Origin of the sequence: Siphonobacter sp. SORGH_AS_1065 (assembly GCF_030818595.1) — a bacterium.
GTDB lineage: Bacteria > Bacteroidota > Bacteroidia > Cytophagales > Spirosomataceae > Siphonobacter.
Map to the genome: position 1 here is coordinate 174639 of NZ_JAUTAM010000006.1, position 19370 is coordinate 194008.

Consider the following 19370-nt stretch of genomic DNA (forward strand, 5'->3'; position numbering starts at 1 on the left):
AATGACCGTATCAGACGTTATTATTCAGGATAAAGAGAAAATTAACTGGCAGGACATCTGTCTGGATGATACCAACCGGAATCTATTAAATCAGCTCATTAAAGAATATAATTACGTAGAAGAATTACGGAAATATAACCTTCCTGTCAATAACAAAATCATGCTGGAGGGTAGCTCGGGTTGCGGAAAAACCACAACGGCCAAAGCCATTGCTACGGTACTGAACAAGCCTTTGTATGTACTTGATTTAAGTACGGTTATTTCCGCTCGTATCGGCGAAACATCCACTCACCTGAAACTGGTTTTCGATAAAGCGGCCAAAGACCGGGCTGTCTTGTTTCTGGACGAATTTGACCACCTCGGAAAGATGCGTGGAAAAGACGATAAAGACGTAGGGGAGATGCGACGACTGGTTAATACCATCATTCAGCTTATTGATTATTTCACGGATAAAGCCCTGTTAATTGCCGCCACTAACCACTTAGAAGTGATTGATATAGCATTGAAAAGACGGTTCCAGTTAACATTAAGTTATCAAATGCCCGGTCCGGTTGAGTTGGATGGGTATTACAATAAGTTACTACAGCATTTCCCGGAACATTTGCGGGAAGTTCCCCGTAAATACGACGTTTCTTATGCCGAAGCTAAAGATTACCTATTTACCGAATTAAAAGCAATCATTATTCAGGAGCTGGAGCAAAAGCAATTAGCTGAGGTATAGACGAAAAGCCTTGTTTTTTAAGGCACTAAGACTTTTCGTTAAGTTTTGTTAAAGGCATAGGCCATGCCGCTACCAGCTTTTCTGCTGGTAGCAATTACTTACGTCTTTATTAGGCTGAGTTAGTGCTGCCAGCGAAAAAGCTGGCAGCGATAGGCCCTTTTAGCAGAAGAATCTCTGGTGCGAGATTCCATCTCGTACAGGTTCATACCTTCCATTATCTTTCCGAGCCTGTCATCCACTACTTCCTACTTACTGAAGGTTTCAGGAGTCCTAATTCGCATCAGGGTATGTAGACTCAAAGCCTTTTTCTCTTGAAGAAAAGGCCTCTCAGACTCAAAAAGCATCCAAATCACTTAAGTCGTACTGAGCTCTTCTTTGGCTTTAATGGTATTAAGACGGTAGAGATAGGCCATCACTACGCCGGACAAAAGCACTAGTACCAGATAACTTAAACTCAGGTTGTGGGAGTCTTTAGGGGGCAATAACGTCACGATTCGGTAACTGAAGATCGATACCAGGATGTAGACAATACCCCCCGTCATCCCACCTGACATTCCTGCATAATTAGGAAAACGGCTCAGGCAATAGGTAAAGTAGTTATTGTAAGTATACCCCGTACAGGCCTGAATTAAAAAGGCAAAAAAGATCATCACAGGTAAGCTTTGAACCCAGATGCCTACCCCAATCATTGCCAGTACGAATAGCGTTTGAATGATAATATTCCCTCGCATTCGGTCATGGAAGGGCAATCGAATGGTAGCCCGGCCAATTAAGCCTCCCAACATCCAGGCAAAACCTAAAATTAACGAACAGTACCCGGCTACGACAGAGTTCAAATGAAACTGGTGCTCAATAATGAAAGGTCCCGTCATGTTGTATACCATTACCGCCGAATACGCCAGGCTTAACATCACAATACCCAACAAAAAGGGCTTGGTCTTCAGCATAATCAGGTAAATGCTGATAATTGTTTTCAGGTTAAAATCAATGGGCTTCAGTAACGTTTCTCGACTGAAAATCCAGTCCAGAATCAGAAGTACGAACGATAACCCCGCAAGCAGGTAGAAATTAGACTGCCAGCCAAAAAATTGCTCTAAGTACCCTCCAATAAAAGGAGCTACAATCGGACCAACCGACCAGATAATGGTAAATAAACTCAGGTAATGTTTGAGCCGTTCGCCTTCAAAGACATCGACAAAATAGGCTCGTTTCGCTACGATGATTAAGGCGGCGGTAATACCGTGAATAATCCGCATGGCACAAATCACATATAGATTCGTGCTGAGAGCAATGGTTAAACTGGCAATGCTGAAAATAAACAGCGAAACGAGTCCAATTTTATAGCGACCAAAACTGTCGAGCAGGCTTCCGACAAACAACTGAGAAAGGCCATAACTAATCAGAAAAACTGTCAGCGTTAATTGTACCTGAGCATCCGTTATGTGCAGAGCTGAGGCCATACTTGGCATGGAGGGAATATAAATATCCGTAGCAAACCCCGACAACGGCAGTAAGGCAAAAGCAATTACTGTTGAAATCGGATTCGTTGGTTGTTTTGACATAACTTGAAGCAATGGGAGTAAAAGACTTGTCCATTAAAGCCCATTTGCCCTTTTATAGTTTCATTCAGGGCTTTTCTGAGTTAGATAATCTTCTCCTTCCTTGCCTGGCAAGTCAGCGAAACGGAGTCCGTCCTGTTTACACCTGATCTTGTACATAATTAACTAAGAAACAGACTTATTCTTCTCACCAGACTGATTACTAAAGCTTTAGAAAAACTTTTACCTTCGCAACCGTAGAATCTGTCCTGAATAAGGGTCAATCCTCAAAAATCGGATTCTTGATCCTAAAGCAGAGTTATGCTTTCTGGAATAGTTTCATTTTAGAATAAAACGATATGCCTTTTGTCCACCTATTCCCGTTCTTTGTAGGACAAAAGGCTGGTTTGTGGAAAGTAGTTTTGCCAAAAAATGATTGATTATGGCAAATCTATTGAAGAAAGCTGCCGATGGTTTACTGAGCAAAATGTTCGATCAGGCTACCGTTCTGAGTGTTCGGCCCTGGGAACCGTCCACTTTACACGAAATCGTTATTCATGCTCCGACGATAGCTATGGAAAAATGGGACAGTATTAAACGATTTAAATGCAAGGTGGCTGAGCTGGAATACCGCGATTACACCCCAGCGGAGTGGAATGCCGACACTAAAGAATGTACCATGTACATTGAAACGGGCCATAACGGAGCTGGAAGTCGCTGGGCCCGGAGTTTACAGGCGGGTGACGAATTATTCATTGGCCCTGCCCACGTGGCTCCATTACCAGGTAAACCAGGCAAAATTCTCTGTCTGGGCGACGGCAGTGCGTTGGGGCATTTTCTGAGTTTACAACAATTAACGAATACTGATCAATACCCTATCCAGGGTTGTATGCTCATGCACGATGTCTATGACTTCAAATTTCTGAATAAATATCCTGCATTCGAATTCATCTCCCGGTCGTCAGAAAATGCGATGGGTGTTATGGAAGAATGGTTTCGGGCAACGGAGCTAAGTGAATTCAGTAGCATTTATATGGCGGGAAACATTCCCATGGTGCAGAGCCTTCGCAAGAAACTGAAAGCAATACCGCAGATAAACGCTAAAATATATTCCCATGGATTTTGGTCCTGACTATCCCTATGACTCAGGAAAATATAGCACTCTACTCAATCATTGAGAGTGGGTCAGGCATTGAAATTCAATCCTTTGCCTTCGAGGAAATAGACCCCTCTGCTAAGGAAAAAGTAATGATTCCTCATCGGCACGATCATTACTGCTGTTTCATTCTGGAAAAAGGTTCTGTAAACTTCAGTATTGATTTTCAGAATATTAGCTTTCATACAGCTGGATTATTAATTTCTTGTCCGGGGCAGGTACATCACCTAAGTCACATGAAAGATGCCCAAGGTTGGATGATTGCCCTTAACCCGTCTCTCATTGATCAAAATGCCCGAAATATCATTGATCAGGCAATTTCAAGAATTGTATTGATGGATCTAAATACGGATCAATTGGCATGGTTTGTCGATTTACTCAGGCTGATTAATTGCTGTGTGAATCAACCCCAGGTGGAGCTCTTTCAAAACCCAATTCTGCATCATTTATTAAATGCCTTCTTTTATCAGGCAGCCAGTCTATTTCAGGCCCAGGAAGCAAAGCGAATTCAGGAGTATTCGGTGCGGAGCGTTGACATTTCAAAAACTTTTCAGAAACTGGTGAAAGAGCATTTTTTAAACCTGAAAAAACCTGCCGATTATGCTTCCAGAATGAACATTACTGTCAGTTATTTGAATGACACTGTGAAATCCATCACGGGCTTTTCTTCCACCTATTTCATACAACAGGAGATCATTCACGAAGCTCAGCGACGTCTGTTTTATACCAGTCAGAGCATTAAGGAAATTGCTTATGCGTTGGGCTATGAGGATTATAAATACTTCATCCGACTATTCAGTAAGACCGTAGGCAAATCCCCGGCTCAGTTTCGTAAGAATCATCTTTAAATCTATATGGCACGGTAGGAACTAATCGTTAAACCCCAATTTCTGGAACCTTCAGCGATCAAGCATCAGAAAGCAAGGCAGGTAAGCTCCTTAGCTTTGCTGTAAATAACAGCTCTGAGTGTAACCAAACTCCCTCCCTTGTCATTTCGCTTGAAGAGAGAGATCTTTTCAGTGTTGGAGTTAGTGAAGCTTCGTTGAGGTCATGTTCTTTGCTTTGTTTTTAATGATAATTCAGGATTTAAGGGCAGGTAGGAACCTGCCTTATCGCAGGAACGAGATGGAATCTCGCACCAGTGAGTTCGAGGTTTAAACGAACTTTCCCGCCTGTCATCTCGAACGAAGAGAGAGACCTTCTGTAGAAATGGGACGGATTTGGGGTGGTTAAAGACCCCCTCGCAGACACTCGACCAAAGCCAGGCAACTTCGGGAGAAGTTTTTTCATGACCTAATAAGTTTGAAAAAGAGAATAAGGTCCTTCGCTTCGCTCTGGATGACAGAGTGGTAGATTTATATAATCGTACTGTTTGTCCGCGACTGTGTCGCGGATGGCTGAAAAGCGTCTGCGACGCTCAGCGTTACCAATGCTTCTTTCACGATAACCGCAAACTAATATACCTAGAAAGGCAGCGTATTTCGGTTTGAAACTAGGCACGCTGCCTTTTAGCAATTTTTTATGAATAATTTGTTTCTCCCCAGTCTCTCGGCTCTGCCAAGTGACCCACTAGCGGTAGGCCTCTGGCCGTCTGAGGCAAAGAAATATAGTAGAAAAAGAAAGCCTTGACTAATTAGAAATGCCTTTGTTACCATCGGCCAGAGGCCTGCACTCCACTTTGTCACTCGGTATAACCGTGTGACTGCTTTAATATTCAAGCTTCCTTCACCTAAAATGACAGATTGAAATATAGACGAAGTCCTGTAATTGTCCTCTCTAACGTAGGCAAACGCACGCTCTGCCTAGGTTTAGCTAAAATTTCACTTCACATATCCTTTCTGGGTTCTTCTATCAATCATTAAAATATAACGCAACAAAAACGTTATAATAATTAACAAATAAAGAGGCTAGCCTTATGATTAGCCTCTTTATTTGTTATGAGGTTAAAGCTTTCCCTCGTCTGAAATTAACATTTAAGGCAAAAACAGCCGTGATAATTAGTCCCACACCCAGCCATTGAATGCCTATCACCTTCTCGTGTAGAATCAAATGAGCACACAGAATGGACACCGGAATCTCAACGGAACCTAAAATACTCCCCAGAGCAATACCTGTCATGGGCATACCGCGAGTGAAAAGTAAAGGAGGAATGATCGTACCAAAAAGAGCCAGGAAGCCGCCCCAGGGCCATAATACCGAAATCCTGAATGAATCAATGAGACTCGTATTCCAGAAAATAATAATGGCTAACAGTCCGCCTAATACCAGATACATACTTCGGGTAATGGCTGCTAGTTGCGGAGCAACTTTATTCGAGGAATACATCGAAACCGTATAACTCATCGCCGCCAGCAAGCCAAACATTAACCCTTTTCCACTGAAAACCACCTCGGTTTGAATCAGATTTGTTGCCAGCATGGTTCCTACTAATACCATCAGAGTACTAATGATTTGTCGCAAAGTGGGCCAGGTTCGCATAAGCACACATTCCAGCAAAAGTCCCATCCAGATGGACTGCATTAACAAAATAATACAAACCGAAACGGGCAGGTATTGAACCGTCAGGTAATAAAATGTACTAGTCAAACCCAACGAAGTTCCTGCCAGCATCAGTTGTAGTCGCGTATTAACTGAATTACCCCCCTGCGTTATGGGCTGTTTTTTCTGGAAAAGCTGAAGTAAGCCTAAGGTTACAAATCCAATGATGAATTGGGAGAAAGTGATTTCGGCGGTGCTATATCCCTGACCGTGAGCCAGTTTCACGAAGGTGGCCAGCACCCCATAACTGGCGGCACCTAACGCCACCAGTATACTACCTTTAATTTCTTCCAAGTGTTTCGGGAGATGAAGTAAAGAATAAATGAAAATAAAGTAACTGATATTCAGCCGCTTTTGACCAATAATGCCAGGTATGACCACCGGGTCGTTCGGTGTAACCGTGAGCAATGTGTTGCTTCAGTAATAACTCATGTCATTTGTGGTTATCCTGAATCAAAGGGTCCTCTGGGCCTCAGTCTATCAGAATTTTCTGATGTGTAGTGACAAGCTGACTAGCCTGAGTTATCATCGTGTAGGCATCCCAATCGCTTAGCTTATTACCCAAAATTTTAGCGATTCCGTAGTCTTTGCCGTAAGGTCTGAAATCAACCGCTCTGCACATACTTCCCAACGCTCCTAATTGCTCAGGGTAATGAAGGCCAATGGTTTGAATAGATTCTTTCATCGAAGGACTAAACACCTGAAGTGTATCCAGATGGGCCGTCCAGCCTTTCGTATGACTTAAGATGATTAGTAAGACTAGAACAAGATTTACTGATTTTTTCATTCCCTTAACTGGTAGGTTGAGGGCAAAATTCTCGAATAAATACACCCAAAACATTTACATATGTTGATGTTTTAATTCTTTTTTTATCCGACTAAGCTGCGTAGGCGTAATCCCCAAATAAGACGCTATTTCATGTTGTTTCAGTCGGTGTTGGAGGGAGGGATATTGTTTCATGAACTCCAGGTAATGCTCTACGGCGGGTTTGTATTTTAGCGAAAGTTCACGTTCTTCCTTGTCAATTACCCAGTTTTTTTCAAGGTAATAGATCTGAAAATATGCCATATCCGAAAAGCTGTGCATCAACTGCCGGAAAGCCTGAAAGTCATATTCCAGAATTTCGGTATCCTCAAGTGCATAAATACTAAAAAGACTGGAAGTGCCCGTGAGCATGGCTGCCGTTGAAGAAATAAAATAGCCCTCGGGAAAAAATTTCTTGATAACCGCGTCACCATTTTCGGCGGTATAATAATACGAGAAGAGTCCTTTTTTAATGAAAGCGATGGTTCGGGGAATATCTCCCTGTAGTAAATAGAAGGTATGCCGGGGAATAAAGCGGGGGCGTAATAGTGCCTCAAACGCACGCAAACTGGCTTCGCTGATGGGATAATAGGACTGAACGGCTTTACGAAAACTTTCCATGCTTTTACAACGAATACTCGTCATACGATTTTCATACCAGTAAAAACCCAATGCTTAGCTTTAGTTCAATTTCCTCTTTTAATCCTAATGATAAAATGCACCGATAGTTTAAGCTATCGGTGCATTTTATCATTTCCTAAGAAGCTAAGCTTTCTGGTTGAAGGAGCGAGGTCCGCGAAAAGCGTCTTTCTTTTCAATCAGGGCCAGCTTTATCGGACGTCTCTCGCGGGCCGACTGATAAATGGCTTCCATAATCCGCTGATCCTGCAAGCCCTCCTCCCCGGTCGAATAAGCTGGTCGATCTTCGATGATGCATTCAGAAAAATAGTCCATTTCAGCTCCGAACTGATTTTTAGGCATGATACTTACATTTTCCTGCCGCACCATTTCACCATCAGCTCGGGAGGTCATTAGTTTTTGACCTGTATAGGCGTAAGCGTTATCCAAGTCGTACCAGCCTCGTTCAGCCATTACCCGATACTTGCGGGATTCATGAACATGATAATGCGTCGCACAATTGGCAATAACACCACTCGGAAACTTCATTTGCCAAGAGCAAAATTCCTCTACTTCTTTGAACAAAGGATTTTCGGGATCACTGTATACGGTGGCATACACTTCCGTAGGTTCCTCTCCTAAAATAAAGCGAGTTGTGTTTAGGCAATACAAACCAATGTCGGGCAACGCCCCACCTCCGGCCAGTGCTTTAATGTGTCGCCAGTGCTGAGGATTTGCCGAAGACTGGCAGTTGTAAGCATCTATAAACTTAGGTTTTCCGAATTCACTCGCTTGTATTTTTTCACGAATGTATAGATTAAAAGGCTCATATTGAATGCGATAGGCGATCATCAGTTGACGATTAGCCTTTTTACAGGCATCAATCATGGCCTGACATTCGGCGGCGGAATTCGCCATGGGTTTTTCACACAAAATATGCTTTCCAGCCTGAGCTCCCCGAATGGTGTATTCCGCGTGCATGGAATTCGGCAGAACTATATAGATCACCTGAACTTCGGGGTTATCCTTTAGTTTATCGTAGGTTTCGTAGCTGTAACAGCTTTCGGGTTTGACCCCATACTGCTGAGCTACGTGCTTCAGTTTTTCGGGATTACCACTCACCAAAGCGGCAATTTTTGATTTTTTACAAGCCGCTAATGCTGGTAAAATTTCTTCCAATGACAAATGTCCCAGGCCAACAACGGCATAACCTATACGCTGATCACTGGGAAGTGGATTAGGCGTTGGAGCGGGTTTCCGGTCAGCGTCAGATTTCCATTCTTCCAGCACAATGGGTTTATCAAAATCCCCGGGTACTTTGGCTGGCGGCGAAAACGCGGGCGAAGAAGGCACCTGCTGACCGCCTTCGCTTGTATAATTACTAGTGGTCGCAACCGGATAAGAAGGGTTCTGGCCTTTCGACTCACAAGCTGCCGCAAGGCCACCCGCCGCACCTACGGCCATAATACCAGCCGTTTGCAGAAAACCCTTTCGGCTCATCGTAAAAGGAGCATTTCTACTTTTTTCAGGATCAAAATAAGTATTCATTTCTATGAATTAGTTGGGTTGGATGTTTTAGTAATTATGCTCATGGCTTATCCTAAATAGTCATTCCAATCCAGTAACTGCTAGAAAATGAGTATCCTATTACATTGACTCTCTGACAGTTGTAGCTTTCATCAGTAGCTAACCTAACTGCCTATGCTCTTTCGGATTTGTAATCCGAAAGCACTTTGTAAGGGATTTATAATCTCTGCATAACCATCACCGAAGATTTTCCGTTATACACAAGGATCGCAAATTCCTTCTCACGAACGCTATAAAGAAAATAACATGTCCTCTTTCCGCTATGTAGTTTCTGGTTTTTTACTCAGTATCATTTCCAGCCTTTTGATTGAGGCTCATGCTCAGACCGTGAATGTTACGGTTAGTAATATCAAATCTAATCAAGGTCAAATCATCATTGCAGTCTTTAAAGATCAACAGGGTTTTAAAGACGAGAAGCCCGTTTCCCGACAGAAATTCCCGAAGGCTGCCATTGCTAAAGGTGTTTTGAAAGTTTCGCTGGAGGTGCCCGCCGGTACGTATGGACTGGCTTTGGTGGATGATGAAAACAACAGTGGAAAAATGGAAAAGAATATGCTCGGTATTCCCAAAGAGGGTGTCGGGTTTTCCAACTTTTATCTTTCAGGAATGAGTAAGCCGACCTTTCATGATTTTAAATTCGAAGTAAAACCGCCTTCCGTGGCAGTAGAGTGTAAGATTAGATATTTTTAAATATTCTTTACTAGGCCGTGTTGTTAAGGCAGATGGCTAAAAATACCGTCTTCGACACTGCAATGCATGCCTTTCAGATTTGCAAATCAGAATAGTATAAGAACGCTTCATTAAGTAAAGACGCGACCTCATCGCGTTTAGCTTTCCCTGCCATGGCTAGTGTCTCACCAGTCATTGGTACGCAAACGGTGGTTGGTGAGACACCAACCACAGCGTACAGGTAAAACCGTCTTTCACCCAGACGCGATGAGGTCGTGTCTCCACGTAAGCGATTTTGTTACCGTTTTTTATCGCAAATAATCATTTCAATTATTTTGATAGAGTAAGCCTATCGTTTAATTGTAGACATATCATACAACCGATATTTATAATAAGATCCTTAAAAATGGACCATAGTTTTGCTTCTGTTTTTTAGACGCAGTGTAATAATCAACATTCACGCCAGCACCTATTGTAAATTGTTTATAGGACACCCCTAGCCTACCGAAGTAAGAACTTCTCATGTGGGTATCATTCACAAGTTGATGGATGTAAAGGGCTTGAAAACGACTGTATAATCGCCAACTGTTATTTTTAGAGATCGTAGGGAAATATTCCAATATCAATACGTTATTGGTATTTGTGTGCTTATTTATACTGATTGCAGGATTGAAAGTCAACGCCCAGGAAGGTTTTCGCCATCCAAACTGAAAACCTACACTTGGGATCCAACCTAAGCCAGCTACATTAGCCGCAGAAGGCCCGACGCCTATGTGCTTAGTGATCTTATAGCTTATAGTATTCACCGATACGAAGTCATTTTTAAATGCATTTTCGTTATGGTATTCCGTAGCATAATTTATGACGGATATAAACCTCAACTTATTATTGGTTAGAGGTATATCTCTGGAAAGTATCGATTGAAAATAAAATCGATCTGAACCGGGAAGAAATTCAATAGGAATTGCTGGAGGTGGAGCAGGTTGCTCTTTTTTTTCCTGAGCATAGATTGAAATGATTCCGCCTAAGATCATCCAAATAAAGAGTAATATTTTTTTCATTCGTTGAATATTGTCATTAAATAGAAGTCAAAACTTTATTAATACACCATAAAGCCTCCACTCATACGTTTTGGTAACATCAGTATAGAAATGTTTTTTTTGTTGATCTAATAGGGGTTGATATTTATTCACAGTAAATGCTTTAACTATTTATTTTTACCTCCACTAAAAAAGGCAAAAGCATAGTTTAATTGTATCATAATTATAACCGCTATAGCTAAATAGGAACTTACGAAACAGAGTAATGCTCCTATAAGATAAAGGTTTTGTGAAACAAAAATTCTCTTTTTAATAGCAGAGGAGACTTCTTGTATGTCTTCAGTAGTTACAAAACCATGACTAGTCGCATAATTCCAATTGATATAAAGTACGAGGCCTAACAGAAAAATATTTAACCAATAAATTCCAATAGCAAATTTGTAATCAATGTAGTCACCCAGAAATGCGGTTGTAAATGGAAGAACAGAAACGAATAGTAGGAACGTAAGGTTAATCCAATTCAAGTGTCTATCACTTTTCTTAATATGCTGAAATTGGGCTGCTTGGCCCATCCAAAATATACCAGCCGTCATGAAGCTTAAAAAATAAACCAAAAACTTAGACATTAGCTTTAAAAAAGATATTGCCAATTCATGTTCATTTCCTTCTATTTCAGGAACTTTAATTTCCAAAACCAAAAGTGTCATTGCTACTCCAAAAACAGCATCGCTAATGGCTATAATTCGACCCACCTCATGTCCAGCAATTTTATTGTACGTGTTTTCCATCTTGATTCAGCAATTAAAACAACATTTATTTAATACATATTCATTAAAATACAAAACTGAGGATTTCAGTAATTTATTTAAACAAGAAATTTACAACTTTATGAATCAACTATTGAGCGGATTAGACCAATCCATTTAAAGCTTGTAAGTAATGGCTTTAAACAACATAAGTAGATTAAAAGCTAGTTTATAAAAGGACCAATTAGCCATTGATAATGGCAATTTTTACAAGGAAATCCAGAATGTTTTAAATGATTAGCGATAGCGGTATAGCAAGAAAAGAGGCCGTCTCAAAATAAAATCAGAAGAAATTTCATTTTGTCGACGGCCTCAAAATCGAAGTGATTAGCGAGTAGTATATCCGCCGTTAGCAAAAATAGTTTGCCCGGTAATCCACCATCCGTCAGTTACCAAAAATTCAACTAAAGGAGCGATATCTTCAATGTTTGTCAATCCTCCCAAAGCAGCAGCTGATTTATGATATGCTACAGCCTCTGGGCTTTCCTGACCATAAAAGAAAGGCGTATCCATGGGGCCAGGAGCCACTGCCGTGACGGATATGCCGCGAGCCCCAAATTCTTTGGAAGCGGCACGGGTAAAATGATCCACCGGAGCTTTCATTCCGGCATATGTAGAGTAAAGTCCCGTGTAAGCTGCCAGGAGAGAAGTAACAATGGTACAGATCTTACCCTTATCATTCATTTTCTTTCCTGCTTCCTGAATGAAGAAGTAAGCTACTTTCGAGTTAATGTCTGACATGCTATCATACTCTTCTTCGGTAGTCTCAGAAAAAGGCTTTTTCAATACTTTTCCCACCGTGTTGATAGCTATATCAATTCCTCCGAATCGGGCTATGGTTTCGTCAAACAACTTGGTGATGTTTTCAACCTTAGTCAGGTCCGCAGGGAATAAAAACGCTTCGGCTCCTAGTTTCTTAACCTCAGCCAGCGTTTCTTCAGCCGCCGCTTTAGAGCTTTCACTGTTGTAGTGAATAGCTAGTTTGGCTCCCTGAGCTGCGAAATTCCGGCATAACAGACCACCTAAGTTTTTTCCGCCCCCTGCTACTACAATTACTTTCCCGTTCACATTCATTTTAGACATAAATTGAAATTTGATTTTTCTTTATTACTCAGTTAATTATCTTTTATTAATAATTTAACTGAATGCAAAAATGAATCAAAGTCCTATGTCACATGAGTATTTTTCTAGTCAAATTTGGTATAAAATCTTGTCATAAGGGGCAAATAATCAATTATATAGGGATCATATGGGCGTAACATGGCCAAAAGGCTAGTGCGAATAAACTACTATACGTATTAAAATTAATTACTCAAAATACAACCTATATCATGCCTTGAAAGCAATCGGGACTTGAAGAGGAATGGGTTATCTTTATTTCTATCTAAAGGGAAGGCATTCTAATTAGACTCGGTTATACGCTCTTTCGGATTTGCAATCCGAAAGTTCTCTGTAAGGGATTTACAATTCCTAAAGTAACGCTGACCGCCTCTTACCCAGACGCGATGAAGTCACGTCTCTACTTGAAATGCTGATTGCTATGTTTTTTAGGATGGGCAATCATTCGCCCTGGCTGGTTTCTTTTTATGTAACACAAACCCCGGATTTTTATGCTCTTTCGGATTTACAATCCCTAAAGTAACGCTGACCGCCTCTTACCCAGACGCGATGAAGTCGCGTCTCTACCTATAAATGCTTGATTGCATCCGCCGTGGTTGGTGTCCTCACCAACCACTTAAGTAATGGCTGGTGAAGACACCAGCCAGGGCAAGAGATTAGCGTATGGGCCCGTCCAACGTTTACCCCGGATTTTCATCCAGGGCTATTCATGTTGAACCCCTCTGGGGTTATTACTTTCATTTCAAAACCTCTTCCCTACCTTTATGGGTTTTATCTTTTCCAAACTCCAAACTCCAAACTCCAAACTCCAAACTCCAAACTCCAAACTCCAAACTCCAAACTCCAAACTCCAAACTCCAAACTCCAAACTCCAAACTCCAAACTCCAAACCGCAGCGGCGGCCGCTCCAAACCCTAAACCATAGCAAACTCAATTCGAAAAACTGTCCAGCCGTTACTTTGGGTTTTTAGGGTGAAGTTGTAGCCGTGGTTCACCAGAATTTCCCGGATTAAGGTTAAGCCAATGCCTTGTCCGTTGCTTTTTGAACTGTAAAATGGATTGAATAGCTGTGAAGACTCTTCGGATGTAATTGGCTTTCCGTTGTTAAAAATGCACAGTTCATGAGCCCGAATCTCCGTTCGTATCTCACTGCCATCGGCTTCAATGGCGTTTTTGTAAATGTTAACTAATACCTGTTCGAGCTGAGCAACGTCTGCGTATAGTGAACAGGGTTCCAGAGACTGGGGCGTATGAATGGTAACGGCCTGAGCCGTAGCAGAAGCTCGCATAAATACACTCACTTGTTCGGCCAGAGCATTCAGAGACATGGTTTCTTTTCGCGGCTGAGGTAATCGAACGACATCAGCAAAGTTTCGCATGAATTGAGAAAGACGACCGTTTCGCTGACTGGCTACCCGCAGAGCTTCGATAAAATCCGAAAATTCGGGTTCTGGTAAGGAGTGAAGGGTGGTTTGTAAAATCGAATCGGTCGCTCCGAGGGTATTATTGACTTCATGAGCCATCATCCGAATGACTTTCCCGTACGCGGCTTTTTCGGTTTTGTATAGCTCCGTGGTTAATTCTTCCAACATGAAAAACGAGCGGCGAAAGCCCTGATCCATCAGGTGAGAACGCTGCACTTTGTAGGCTTGAACGCCGTCTGTTTTTAAAATTTGAGATTCGCCATCAGTCATGTGACTCATCTGAAGAAGCAGAGCGTTTTCAGCATTCTCCAGCTTTTTTCCCACTACTGCGGTCCCGAACGTTTGTAAGGCAACGGGATTGAGGACGGCTATTCGTTCATCAAAATCCAGAATGAGCAAAGATACCGGAGAGGCTTCAATCAGTTTATCCAGAAAAAAGTGCTGCTCCTGCAAACGCGTTCGTTCCTCCCGAAGCTGGTCAATCATAAGGTTGTACACCTCAATCAGCGTATCCACTTCCCCTTTTCCAGTCGGGACAAATTTGACGGTAAAATCCTTATCCTTAATGGCTTCAATGCCCGAACGAATAAATGCAATAGGCTGATTAAAACTCTGATACAGATGAATCGCTACGCCAATGGAAAGAACCAGTATGACTTCCGTAGCAATAAATAGAGCTTTGTTTTGAAACAAAAGCTGGTACACCAGCCCCATTAACAACAAATGCAGGGCCGTAATGTAAAAGATATATTGGAGTCGGTTGGATAGTTTCATACTTCATCGGCATCGTAAGAAATACCATATTTTTCGAGTCTACGATAAAGCGTGAATCGGGTTATTCCTAACGAGCGGGCCACTTTTGCTACTTTGTTCTGATGGAAATCCATAGCCCTTTTAATCATGTGAAATTCCATTTCTTCCAGCGTTAAGGTACCTACTTCGGGCAAACTTCGGGCCGAGGTGGGACTCATCGTCAGATTCGACTGAAAATCTTTGACTTCCAATCGGTCATGGCGGGAAAGTAATACCGTTCGCTCCACCAGGTTTTTCAATTGGCGAATATTTCCTGGTAAGGCTAAAGTCTTGAGCCACTGCACGCTGGCGGCACTTAGTTGCAGGGCCGGACGGTTGTAGATTTCCTTAAGGTTATTCATGAAAAACTCCGCCAGCAAGGGAATGTCTTCGGGTCGTTCGCGGAGGGCGGGTAACTTCACAGAAATCAGGTTAATACGGTAATATAAATCTTCACGAAATGTCCCTTGAGCTACCATTTCCTCGAGATTCCGGTTGGTCGCACAGATGATTCGCACATCTGCCGTGCGACTTTTGCTGCTGCCGAGCGGTTCAAAGCTCCGCTCCTGTAAGACCCGCAGTAACTTTACCTGACTGGAAAGATCCAGCTCGCCAATTTCATCCAGAAAAATAGAGCCCCGATTCGCTAATTCAAAGCGGCCAATCCGGTCCATTTTGGCATCGGTAAAGGCTCCGCGAACGTGGCCAAAGAGTTCGCTTTCAAATAAACTTGCAGAAATACCTCCCAGGTTTACTTTCACAAAAGGTCGGCTTTTGCGGCGACTATTCAGGTGGATAGCCTCGGCAATGAGTTCTTTTCCCGTGCCACTTTCGCCCGTAATCAAAACGGGGGCTTCCGTAGGAGCCACGCGGCCAATGGTTTCCAGAATTTCCAGCAATTTCACGTCCTGTCCAACAATGTGCTGAAACTGGTATTTCTCCTGTAATTTCTGTCGGCCTAACGAAACACTGGCCGTCTGTGATAAATTGAGAATCGTCCGAATTGACTGTACCACGTGTTCATTCTGCCAGGGTTTGGTAATAAAATCCCGGGCTCCTTTTTTCATTCCCTCAACGGCCAGATCAATACTACCCCAACCCGTAATCAGGATTACCGGAAGATTCGGTTGCAATCGCCGGATTTCATCCAGCAAAGCCATACCTTCCTTGCCAGAAGTTTCCATCGAAAAATTCAAATCCAGCAAGATCAGCTCGGGCGTTTGCTGCCTTAAAATCTCGAAGGTCTCTTTTGCGGAACCGGCTCCCAACACTTTAAACCCTTCTTTTTTGAGGAGAAGGGATAAAGAAGTACGGATGGCTATATCGTCGTCAACGACTAAGATCATGAATGTAAGAAATTAACAAAGGCGGAAGGTGATCGGAAAACTTCTGTCGGCCTAGTCTTCGTGCAGGGCCACCGCCGGAGCAATCAGGGAAGCCTGACGACTGGGGTACCAGGCACAAAGCGTAACAATTAAATAAATAATGACAACCGCCACGGCCATCGCCAGCAAGTAAATCCCGGCGTCCATGTCAAAGACGTGAAGCAGGGGAAATTGAACGGCGAACAACAGTCCCAACAGGATACTAAAGCTTGCCAATACCCAGATTTCACCCAGAAATTGCAGGGATATACTTTTTTCGGTGGCTCCCATCGCCCGTCGTAACCCAATTTCACCCCGGCGGCGGGCGATGTTCAAATTTAGAACACCAAACAGGCCTAATCCTACATTAATGAGCAGAAAAGTACTGATGATCCCGAAGATGATGACGGGAACCAGTGTCAGGTTATGCTGCGTCTTCCGGGATTCGGTCAGATACGTGACCTCCGCTCCCCAGTTACGCACCATCGCCAGAACGTCCTTCACCAGATTAGCCTCGAAGGTAGCGTCCGTTCCGGGCTTGGTCTTGATGAGAATGCTCATGTCCCAATCTTTTTCGGTCAGCGGTTCGAAGATGGCGGGCGTATTATTCATGTACTCTCCCTTGCCTTTGAACGTTTCAACTACCCCTACCACCTTCCAGAAATGGGTATCGTCTTTTTTGATCATCTTTCCGAGTGGATTTTCACCCGGAAAGAGTTTTTCCTGTAATTTCTGATTAATGACCAGCGGCGTGTACCGGGCGGAGCGATCCTGCGGGCCAAACCAGCGACCCTTCTGCATGGTAATATCCAACGTCCGATACAGCAATTCATCCGTTCGGTAAAACTCAGCCATGGTGCTGACATTTTGATAGCTGACGCCATTATTCATGTTGTTCATGGTAAAGGGCGTGTTCGAACTCATGCGGCTGGCACTTTCCACTTCGGGATACGCCCGAATGCGTCGCAGGATGCTTTCTACCTTGGCGGGCACGTCGGTGGTATCCTGATTGTTAGTCAGCTCCATACTCCATACCTGCTCGTAGGAGAAACCGATGGGTTCGCGGTAATTACGCAGATTGGACAGCAGAAACGTCAACACGCCGAAGAGCACCAGAAAAGAGGCCCAGATTTCAACGATAAGCAGGGCATGTGTTTTCCGCTTATTCCAGATGAGAGTGAAAAAATGACGAAGCATAGAGCTACATTTTATAGGTAATAAATAGCTTCAGGTGAATGAATTAGGATTTCAGGGCATCGACAATTTTCAGCTTCGACATGCGGAAGGCAGGTAACACGCCCGACAGTAACCCGAAAAGAAAACAGACCGCCAGACTCACCAGAAAAACGGTTGGGTTAATGGCGAGGTCGGCGTAAGCAATCCAGCCGCTGTTATTGATGAGCTGAATGATGACGAACGAAAACACCAGAGCCAGGCTGCCGCCGATGAACGTAATGAAGATATTTTCGACAATGAACTGGTAGAGTAAGGTTTTGGCCGGAGCTCCAAACGCTTTCCGAACGCCAATTTCCGAAGCCCGTTCCATCATGCGTCCCACGTTAACATTGACCAGATTCAGGGCCGGCAAGCCCATAAACATCAGCAGGATGATGGCGACGGCGGTGAAGAAAAATACCCTTCGACTGTCGTCATCCCCAAAAAAAGAAGTCATGTATTGATCGGCGTAACCTTCGGCTTTGATCATAAAATTGGTATACTTTGATCCATATTCCGTACCTGACTGAGGAATCCGACTCATGGCCTGCTGAAATTCAGACTGCATGGTCAAGAGTTCGGATTTATCCTTAGCCATCAGAATCGCAATGAAATTTCCCCGCATATTTCCGCGTTCGTAGTTACTCTTGGGTACGGTATACGGAAAATACACGTCCGCGTACGAATACGGGCGGGTAGCCGGGCTGCCTTTCACCACGCCAATCACGCGGTAACGCAGCCCTTCGATTTCGACTTCCCGGCCAATGACGGTCTTGCCGTCGTCTTCAAAATACTGTTTCTGAAAATCGTCCGTAATGACGACTACCTGATCGCCCGTTTTGATCTGCGGTTCGGCGAAAGGCTTTCCGTCCAGAAATTCAAACGTACATACCCGCCAGAAATCAGCATCGGTGTATTTAGTAAAAAGTTTGATTCGTTTCCCATTCACGTACGCATTGGCGAAAGTAAACATTGAGGTCATCCCCACCCGTTCGGGCGTGTGCATGGTTTTCAGATACGTTTGAATAAATCGAACGCTCATCGGGCTGCTGCTTCGACTGCTTCGAGTCGTATCTTTCTGCACCACGCTGGTTACAAAAAGCGAACGGTCGCGGTTGCCTTCGGGATAATGCACCCCCAGCAGGTGATCCATGAATGAGGTAACCACCATCAGTACCGTCAGGGTAATGCTGATGCCAAAGAGGGTAATGAAGGTATAGAAAGGGTGCCGCAGCAGGACTTTCCAGGCAATTTTGATGTAGTTAAGTATCATAGCACAAGAGCTGAATCAGTGAGTCGAGAACGGGATTATTGCACCTGGGTGCCGTCGAACAGGCGGATGAGGCGATGCGTCTGACGGGCCATGGAATCGTCGTGCGTCACCATGATGATCGTGGCCCCATCGGCGTTGAGTTTCTGAAGGATGGAAAGGATTTCATTGCCCATGACGCTGTCGAGGTTACCCGTCGGCTCATCAGCCAAAATGATTTCAGGTCGGCCCACAATGGCCCGGGCAATAGCGACCCGTTGCTTTTGTCCGCCGGAAAGTTGCTTGGGAAAGTGCTTCATCCGGTTACTTAACCCTACTTTTTCCAGGGCTTCGCGGGCCAGTTCACGGCGTTCTTTGGCTGAAGTATTGCGGTACAACAAAGGAATCTCTACGTTATCCAACACCGATAAATCATTAATCAGGTGGAAACTTTGAAAGATGAAGCCTAACTTTTCATTACGCAACCGGGCCAGCTTCTGATCCTGGTAACTTTCCACTCGCCGACCGTCAATTTCAATGTAGCCCTGCGAAGGTTCGTCGAGTAGACCCATGATGTTTAACAATGTACTTTTCCCGCAACCAGACGGTCCCATAATGGAGACGAATTCGCCCTTATTCACCGTCAGGTTAATATTATTCAAGGCCAGTGTTTCAACCGAACTGGTGCGGTATACTTTTTCGACATTCTGAAGCTTGATCATAATGAAT

17 protein-coding genes are annotated in these 19370 nt (G+C 43.5%); 4 read left to right on the plus strand and 13 right to left on the minus strand.

Annotated features, from left to right (window positions below; translation table 11 throughout):
- Position 1 precedes the first annotated feature (1 nt).
- The gene (locus QE390_RS21425; protein WP_307143772.1) at positions 2 to 721 is read left to right on the plus strand and encodes an AAA family ATPase; all 720 of its coding nucleotides are present in this window, start codon (positions 2 to 4) and stop codon (positions 719 to 721) included.
- Between the two features lie 353 nt (positions 722 to 1074).
- Here the strand turns inward: QE390_RS21425 and QE390_RS21430 are convergent, their stop codons facing one another.
- Positions 1075 to 2283 carry an MFS transporter gene (locus QE390_RS21430; protein WP_307143773.1) on the minus strand — a complete coding sequence of 403 codons (1209 nt, stop codon included), beginning with the start codon at positions 2281 to 2283 and terminating at the stop codon, positions 1075 to 1077.
- A gap of 418 nt (positions 2284 to 2701) precedes the next feature.
- Here QE390_RS21430 and QE390_RS21435 point away from each other — a divergent pair, with 418 nt between their 5' ends.
- Positions 2702 to 3391, plus strand: a complete 690-nt coding sequence (locus QE390_RS21435; protein ID WP_307143774.1) for a siderophore-interacting protein — start codon at positions 2702 to 2704, stop codon at positions 3389 to 3391.
- An 8-nt stretch (positions 3392 to 3399) separates the two neighbouring features.
- A complete protein-coding gene (locus QE390_RS21440; RefSeq protein ID WP_307143775.1) occupies positions 3400 to 4263 on the plus strand; it encodes an AraC family transcriptional regulator in 864 nt (287 codons plus the stop codon).
- A gap of 1087 nt (positions 4264 to 5350) precedes the next feature.
- On the opposite strand, the gene QE390_RS21445 is transcribed toward QE390_RS21440, so the two are convergent.
- The 4 genes from QE390_RS21445 to QE390_RS21460 form a co-directional block, all read right to left on the minus strand.
- Positions 5351 to 6247 carry a DMT family transporter gene (locus tag QE390_RS21445; RefSeq protein WP_307143776.1) on the minus strand — a complete coding sequence of 299 codons (897 nt, stop codon included), beginning with the start codon at positions 6245 to 6247 and terminating at the stop codon, positions 5351 to 5353.
- A 178-nt stretch (positions 6248 to 6425) separates the two neighbouring features.
- Positions 6426 to 6740: a hypothetical protein gene (locus QE390_RS21450; RefSeq protein WP_307143777.1), complete on the minus strand. Its 315-nt coding sequence runs from the start codon at positions 6738 to 6740 to the stop codon at positions 6426 to 6428.
- 54 nt (positions 6741 to 6794) lie between these two features.
- Positions 6795 to 7379: a Crp/Fnr family transcriptional regulator gene (locus tag QE390_RS21455; protein ID WP_307143778.1), complete on the minus strand. Its 585-nt coding sequence runs from the start codon at positions 7377 to 7379 to the stop codon at positions 6795 to 6797.
- Positions 7380 to 7523: 144 nt separating this feature from the next.
- Positions 7524 to 8924: a Gfo/Idh/MocA family protein gene (locus QE390_RS21460; protein WP_307143779.1), complete on the minus strand. Its 1401-nt coding sequence runs from the start codon at positions 8922 to 8924 to the stop codon at positions 7524 to 7526.
- A gap of 285 nt (positions 8925 to 9209) precedes the next feature.
- On the opposite strand from QE390_RS21460, the gene QE390_RS21465 reads away from it, so the two are divergent.
- Complete coding sequence (locus QE390_RS21465; protein WP_307143780.1) at positions 9210 to 9653, plus strand: DUF2141 domain-containing protein; 444 nt, start codon at positions 9210 to 9212, stop codon at positions 9651 to 9653.
- A gap of 365 nt (positions 9654 to 10018) precedes the next feature.
- Here QE390_RS21465 and QE390_RS21470 read toward each other — a convergent pair whose 3' ends face one another.
- The 8 genes from QE390_RS21470 to QE390_RS21505 form a co-directional block, all read right to left on the minus strand.
- The gene (locus QE390_RS21470; protein ID WP_307143781.1) at positions 10019 to 10693 is read right to left on the minus strand and encodes a hypothetical protein; all 675 of its coding nucleotides are present in this window, start codon (positions 10691 to 10693) and stop codon (positions 10019 to 10021) included.
- 146 nt (positions 10694 to 10839) lie between these two features.
- A complete protein-coding gene (locus QE390_RS21475) occupies positions 10840 to 11460 on the minus strand; it encodes a TMEM175 family protein (RefSeq protein ID WP_307143782.1) in 621 nt (206 codons plus the stop codon).
- A gap of 345 nt (positions 11461 to 11805) precedes the next feature.
- A complete protein-coding gene (locus tag QE390_RS21480; RefSeq protein WP_307143783.1) occupies positions 11806 to 12561 on the minus strand; it encodes an SDR family oxidoreductase in 756 nt (251 codons plus the stop codon).
- A 950-nt stretch (positions 12562 to 13511) separates the two neighbouring features.
- Entirely contained in the window at positions 13512 to 14795 is a 1284-nt protein-coding gene (locus QE390_RS21485; protein ID WP_307143784.1) for a PAS domain-containing sensor histidine kinase, read from the minus strand.
- Positions 14792 to 16159, minus strand: a complete 1368-nt coding sequence (locus tag QE390_RS21490; protein ID WP_307143785.1) for a sigma-54 dependent transcriptional regulator — start codon at positions 16157 to 16159, stop codon at positions 14792 to 14794. Before QE390_RS21490 ends, QE390_RS21485 begins: the two co-directional genes overlap by 4 nt.
- A 51-nt stretch (positions 16160 to 16210) precedes the next feature.
- The gene (locus QE390_RS21495) at positions 16211 to 17374 is read right to left on the minus strand and encodes an ABC transporter permease (protein ID WP_307143786.1); all 1164 of its coding nucleotides are present in this window, start codon (positions 17372 to 17374) and stop codon (positions 16211 to 16213) included.
- 43 nt (positions 17375 to 17417) lie between these two features.
- Positions 17418 to 18665: an ABC transporter permease gene (locus QE390_RS21500; protein ID WP_307143787.1), complete on the minus strand. Its 1248-nt coding sequence runs from the start codon at positions 18663 to 18665 to the stop codon at positions 17418 to 17420.
- A 35-nt stretch (positions 18666 to 18700) separates the two neighbouring features.
- Positions 18701 to 19363 carry an ABC transporter ATP-binding protein gene (locus QE390_RS21505; protein WP_307143788.1) on the minus strand — a complete coding sequence of 221 codons (663 nt, stop codon included), beginning with the start codon at positions 19361 to 19363 and terminating at the stop codon, positions 18701 to 18703.
- Between the last annotated feature and the right edge of the window lie 7 nt (positions 19364 to 19370).

Coding starts and splice junctions, on each gene's coding strand:
- QE390_RS21440 (WP_307143775.1), top strand. CDS start 3,400: ATGACTCAGGAAAATATAGCACTCTACTCAATCATTGAGAGTGGGTCA.
- QE390_RS21475 (WP_307143782.1), bottom strand. CDS start 11,460: ATGGAAAACACGTACAATAAAATTGCTGGACATGAGGTGGGTCGAATT.
- QE390_RS21505 (WP_307143788.1), bottom strand. CDS start 19,363: ATGATCAAGCTTCAGAATGTCGAAAAAGTATACCGCACCAGTTCGGTT.
- QE390_RS21500 (WP_307143787.1), bottom strand. CDS start 18,665: ATGATACTTAACTACATCAAAATTGCCTGGAAAGTCCTGCTGCGGCAC.
- QE390_RS21455 (WP_307143778.1), bottom strand. CDS start 7,379: ATGGAAAGTTTTCGTAAAGCCGTTCAGTCCTATTATCCCATCAGCGAA.
- QE390_RS21430 (WP_307143773.1), bottom strand. CDS start 2,283: ATGTCAAAACAACCAACGAATCCGATTTCAACAGTAATTGCTTTTGCC.
- QE390_RS21450 (WP_307143777.1), bottom strand. CDS start 6,740: ATGAAAAAATCAGTAAATCTTGTTCTAGTCTTACTAATCATCTTAAGT.
- QE390_RS21495 (WP_307143786.1), bottom strand. CDS start 17,374: ATGCTTCGTCATTTTTTCACTCTCATCTGGAATAAGCGGAAAACACAT.
- QE390_RS21470 (WP_307143781.1), bottom strand. CDS start 10,693: ATGAAAAAAATATTACTCTTTATTTGGATGATCTTAGGCGGAATCATT.
- QE390_RS21490 (WP_307143785.1), bottom strand. CDS start 16,159: ATGATCTTAGTCGTTGACGACGATATAGCCATCCGTACTTCTTTATCC.
- QE390_RS21465 (WP_307143780.1), top strand. CDS start 9,210: ATGTCCTCTTTCCGCTATGTAGTTTCTGGTTTTTTACTCAGTATCATT.
- QE390_RS21480 (WP_307143783.1), bottom strand. CDS start 12,561: ATGTCTAAAATGAATGTGAACGGGAAAGTAATTGTAGTAGCAGGGGGC.
- QE390_RS21425 (WP_307143772.1), top strand. CDS start 2: ATGACCGTATCAGACGTTATTATTCAGGATAAAGAGAAAATTAACTGG.
- QE390_RS21485 (WP_307143784.1), bottom strand. CDS start 14,795: ATGAAACTATCCAACCGACTCCAATATATCTTTTACATTACGGCCCTG.
- QE390_RS21435 (WP_307143774.1), top strand. CDS start 2,702: ATGGCAAATCTATTGAAGAAAGCTGCCGATGGTTTACTGAGCAAAATG.
- QE390_RS21460 (WP_307143779.1), bottom strand. CDS start 8,924: ATGAATACTTATTTTGATCCTGAAAAAAGTAGAAATGCTCCTTTTACG.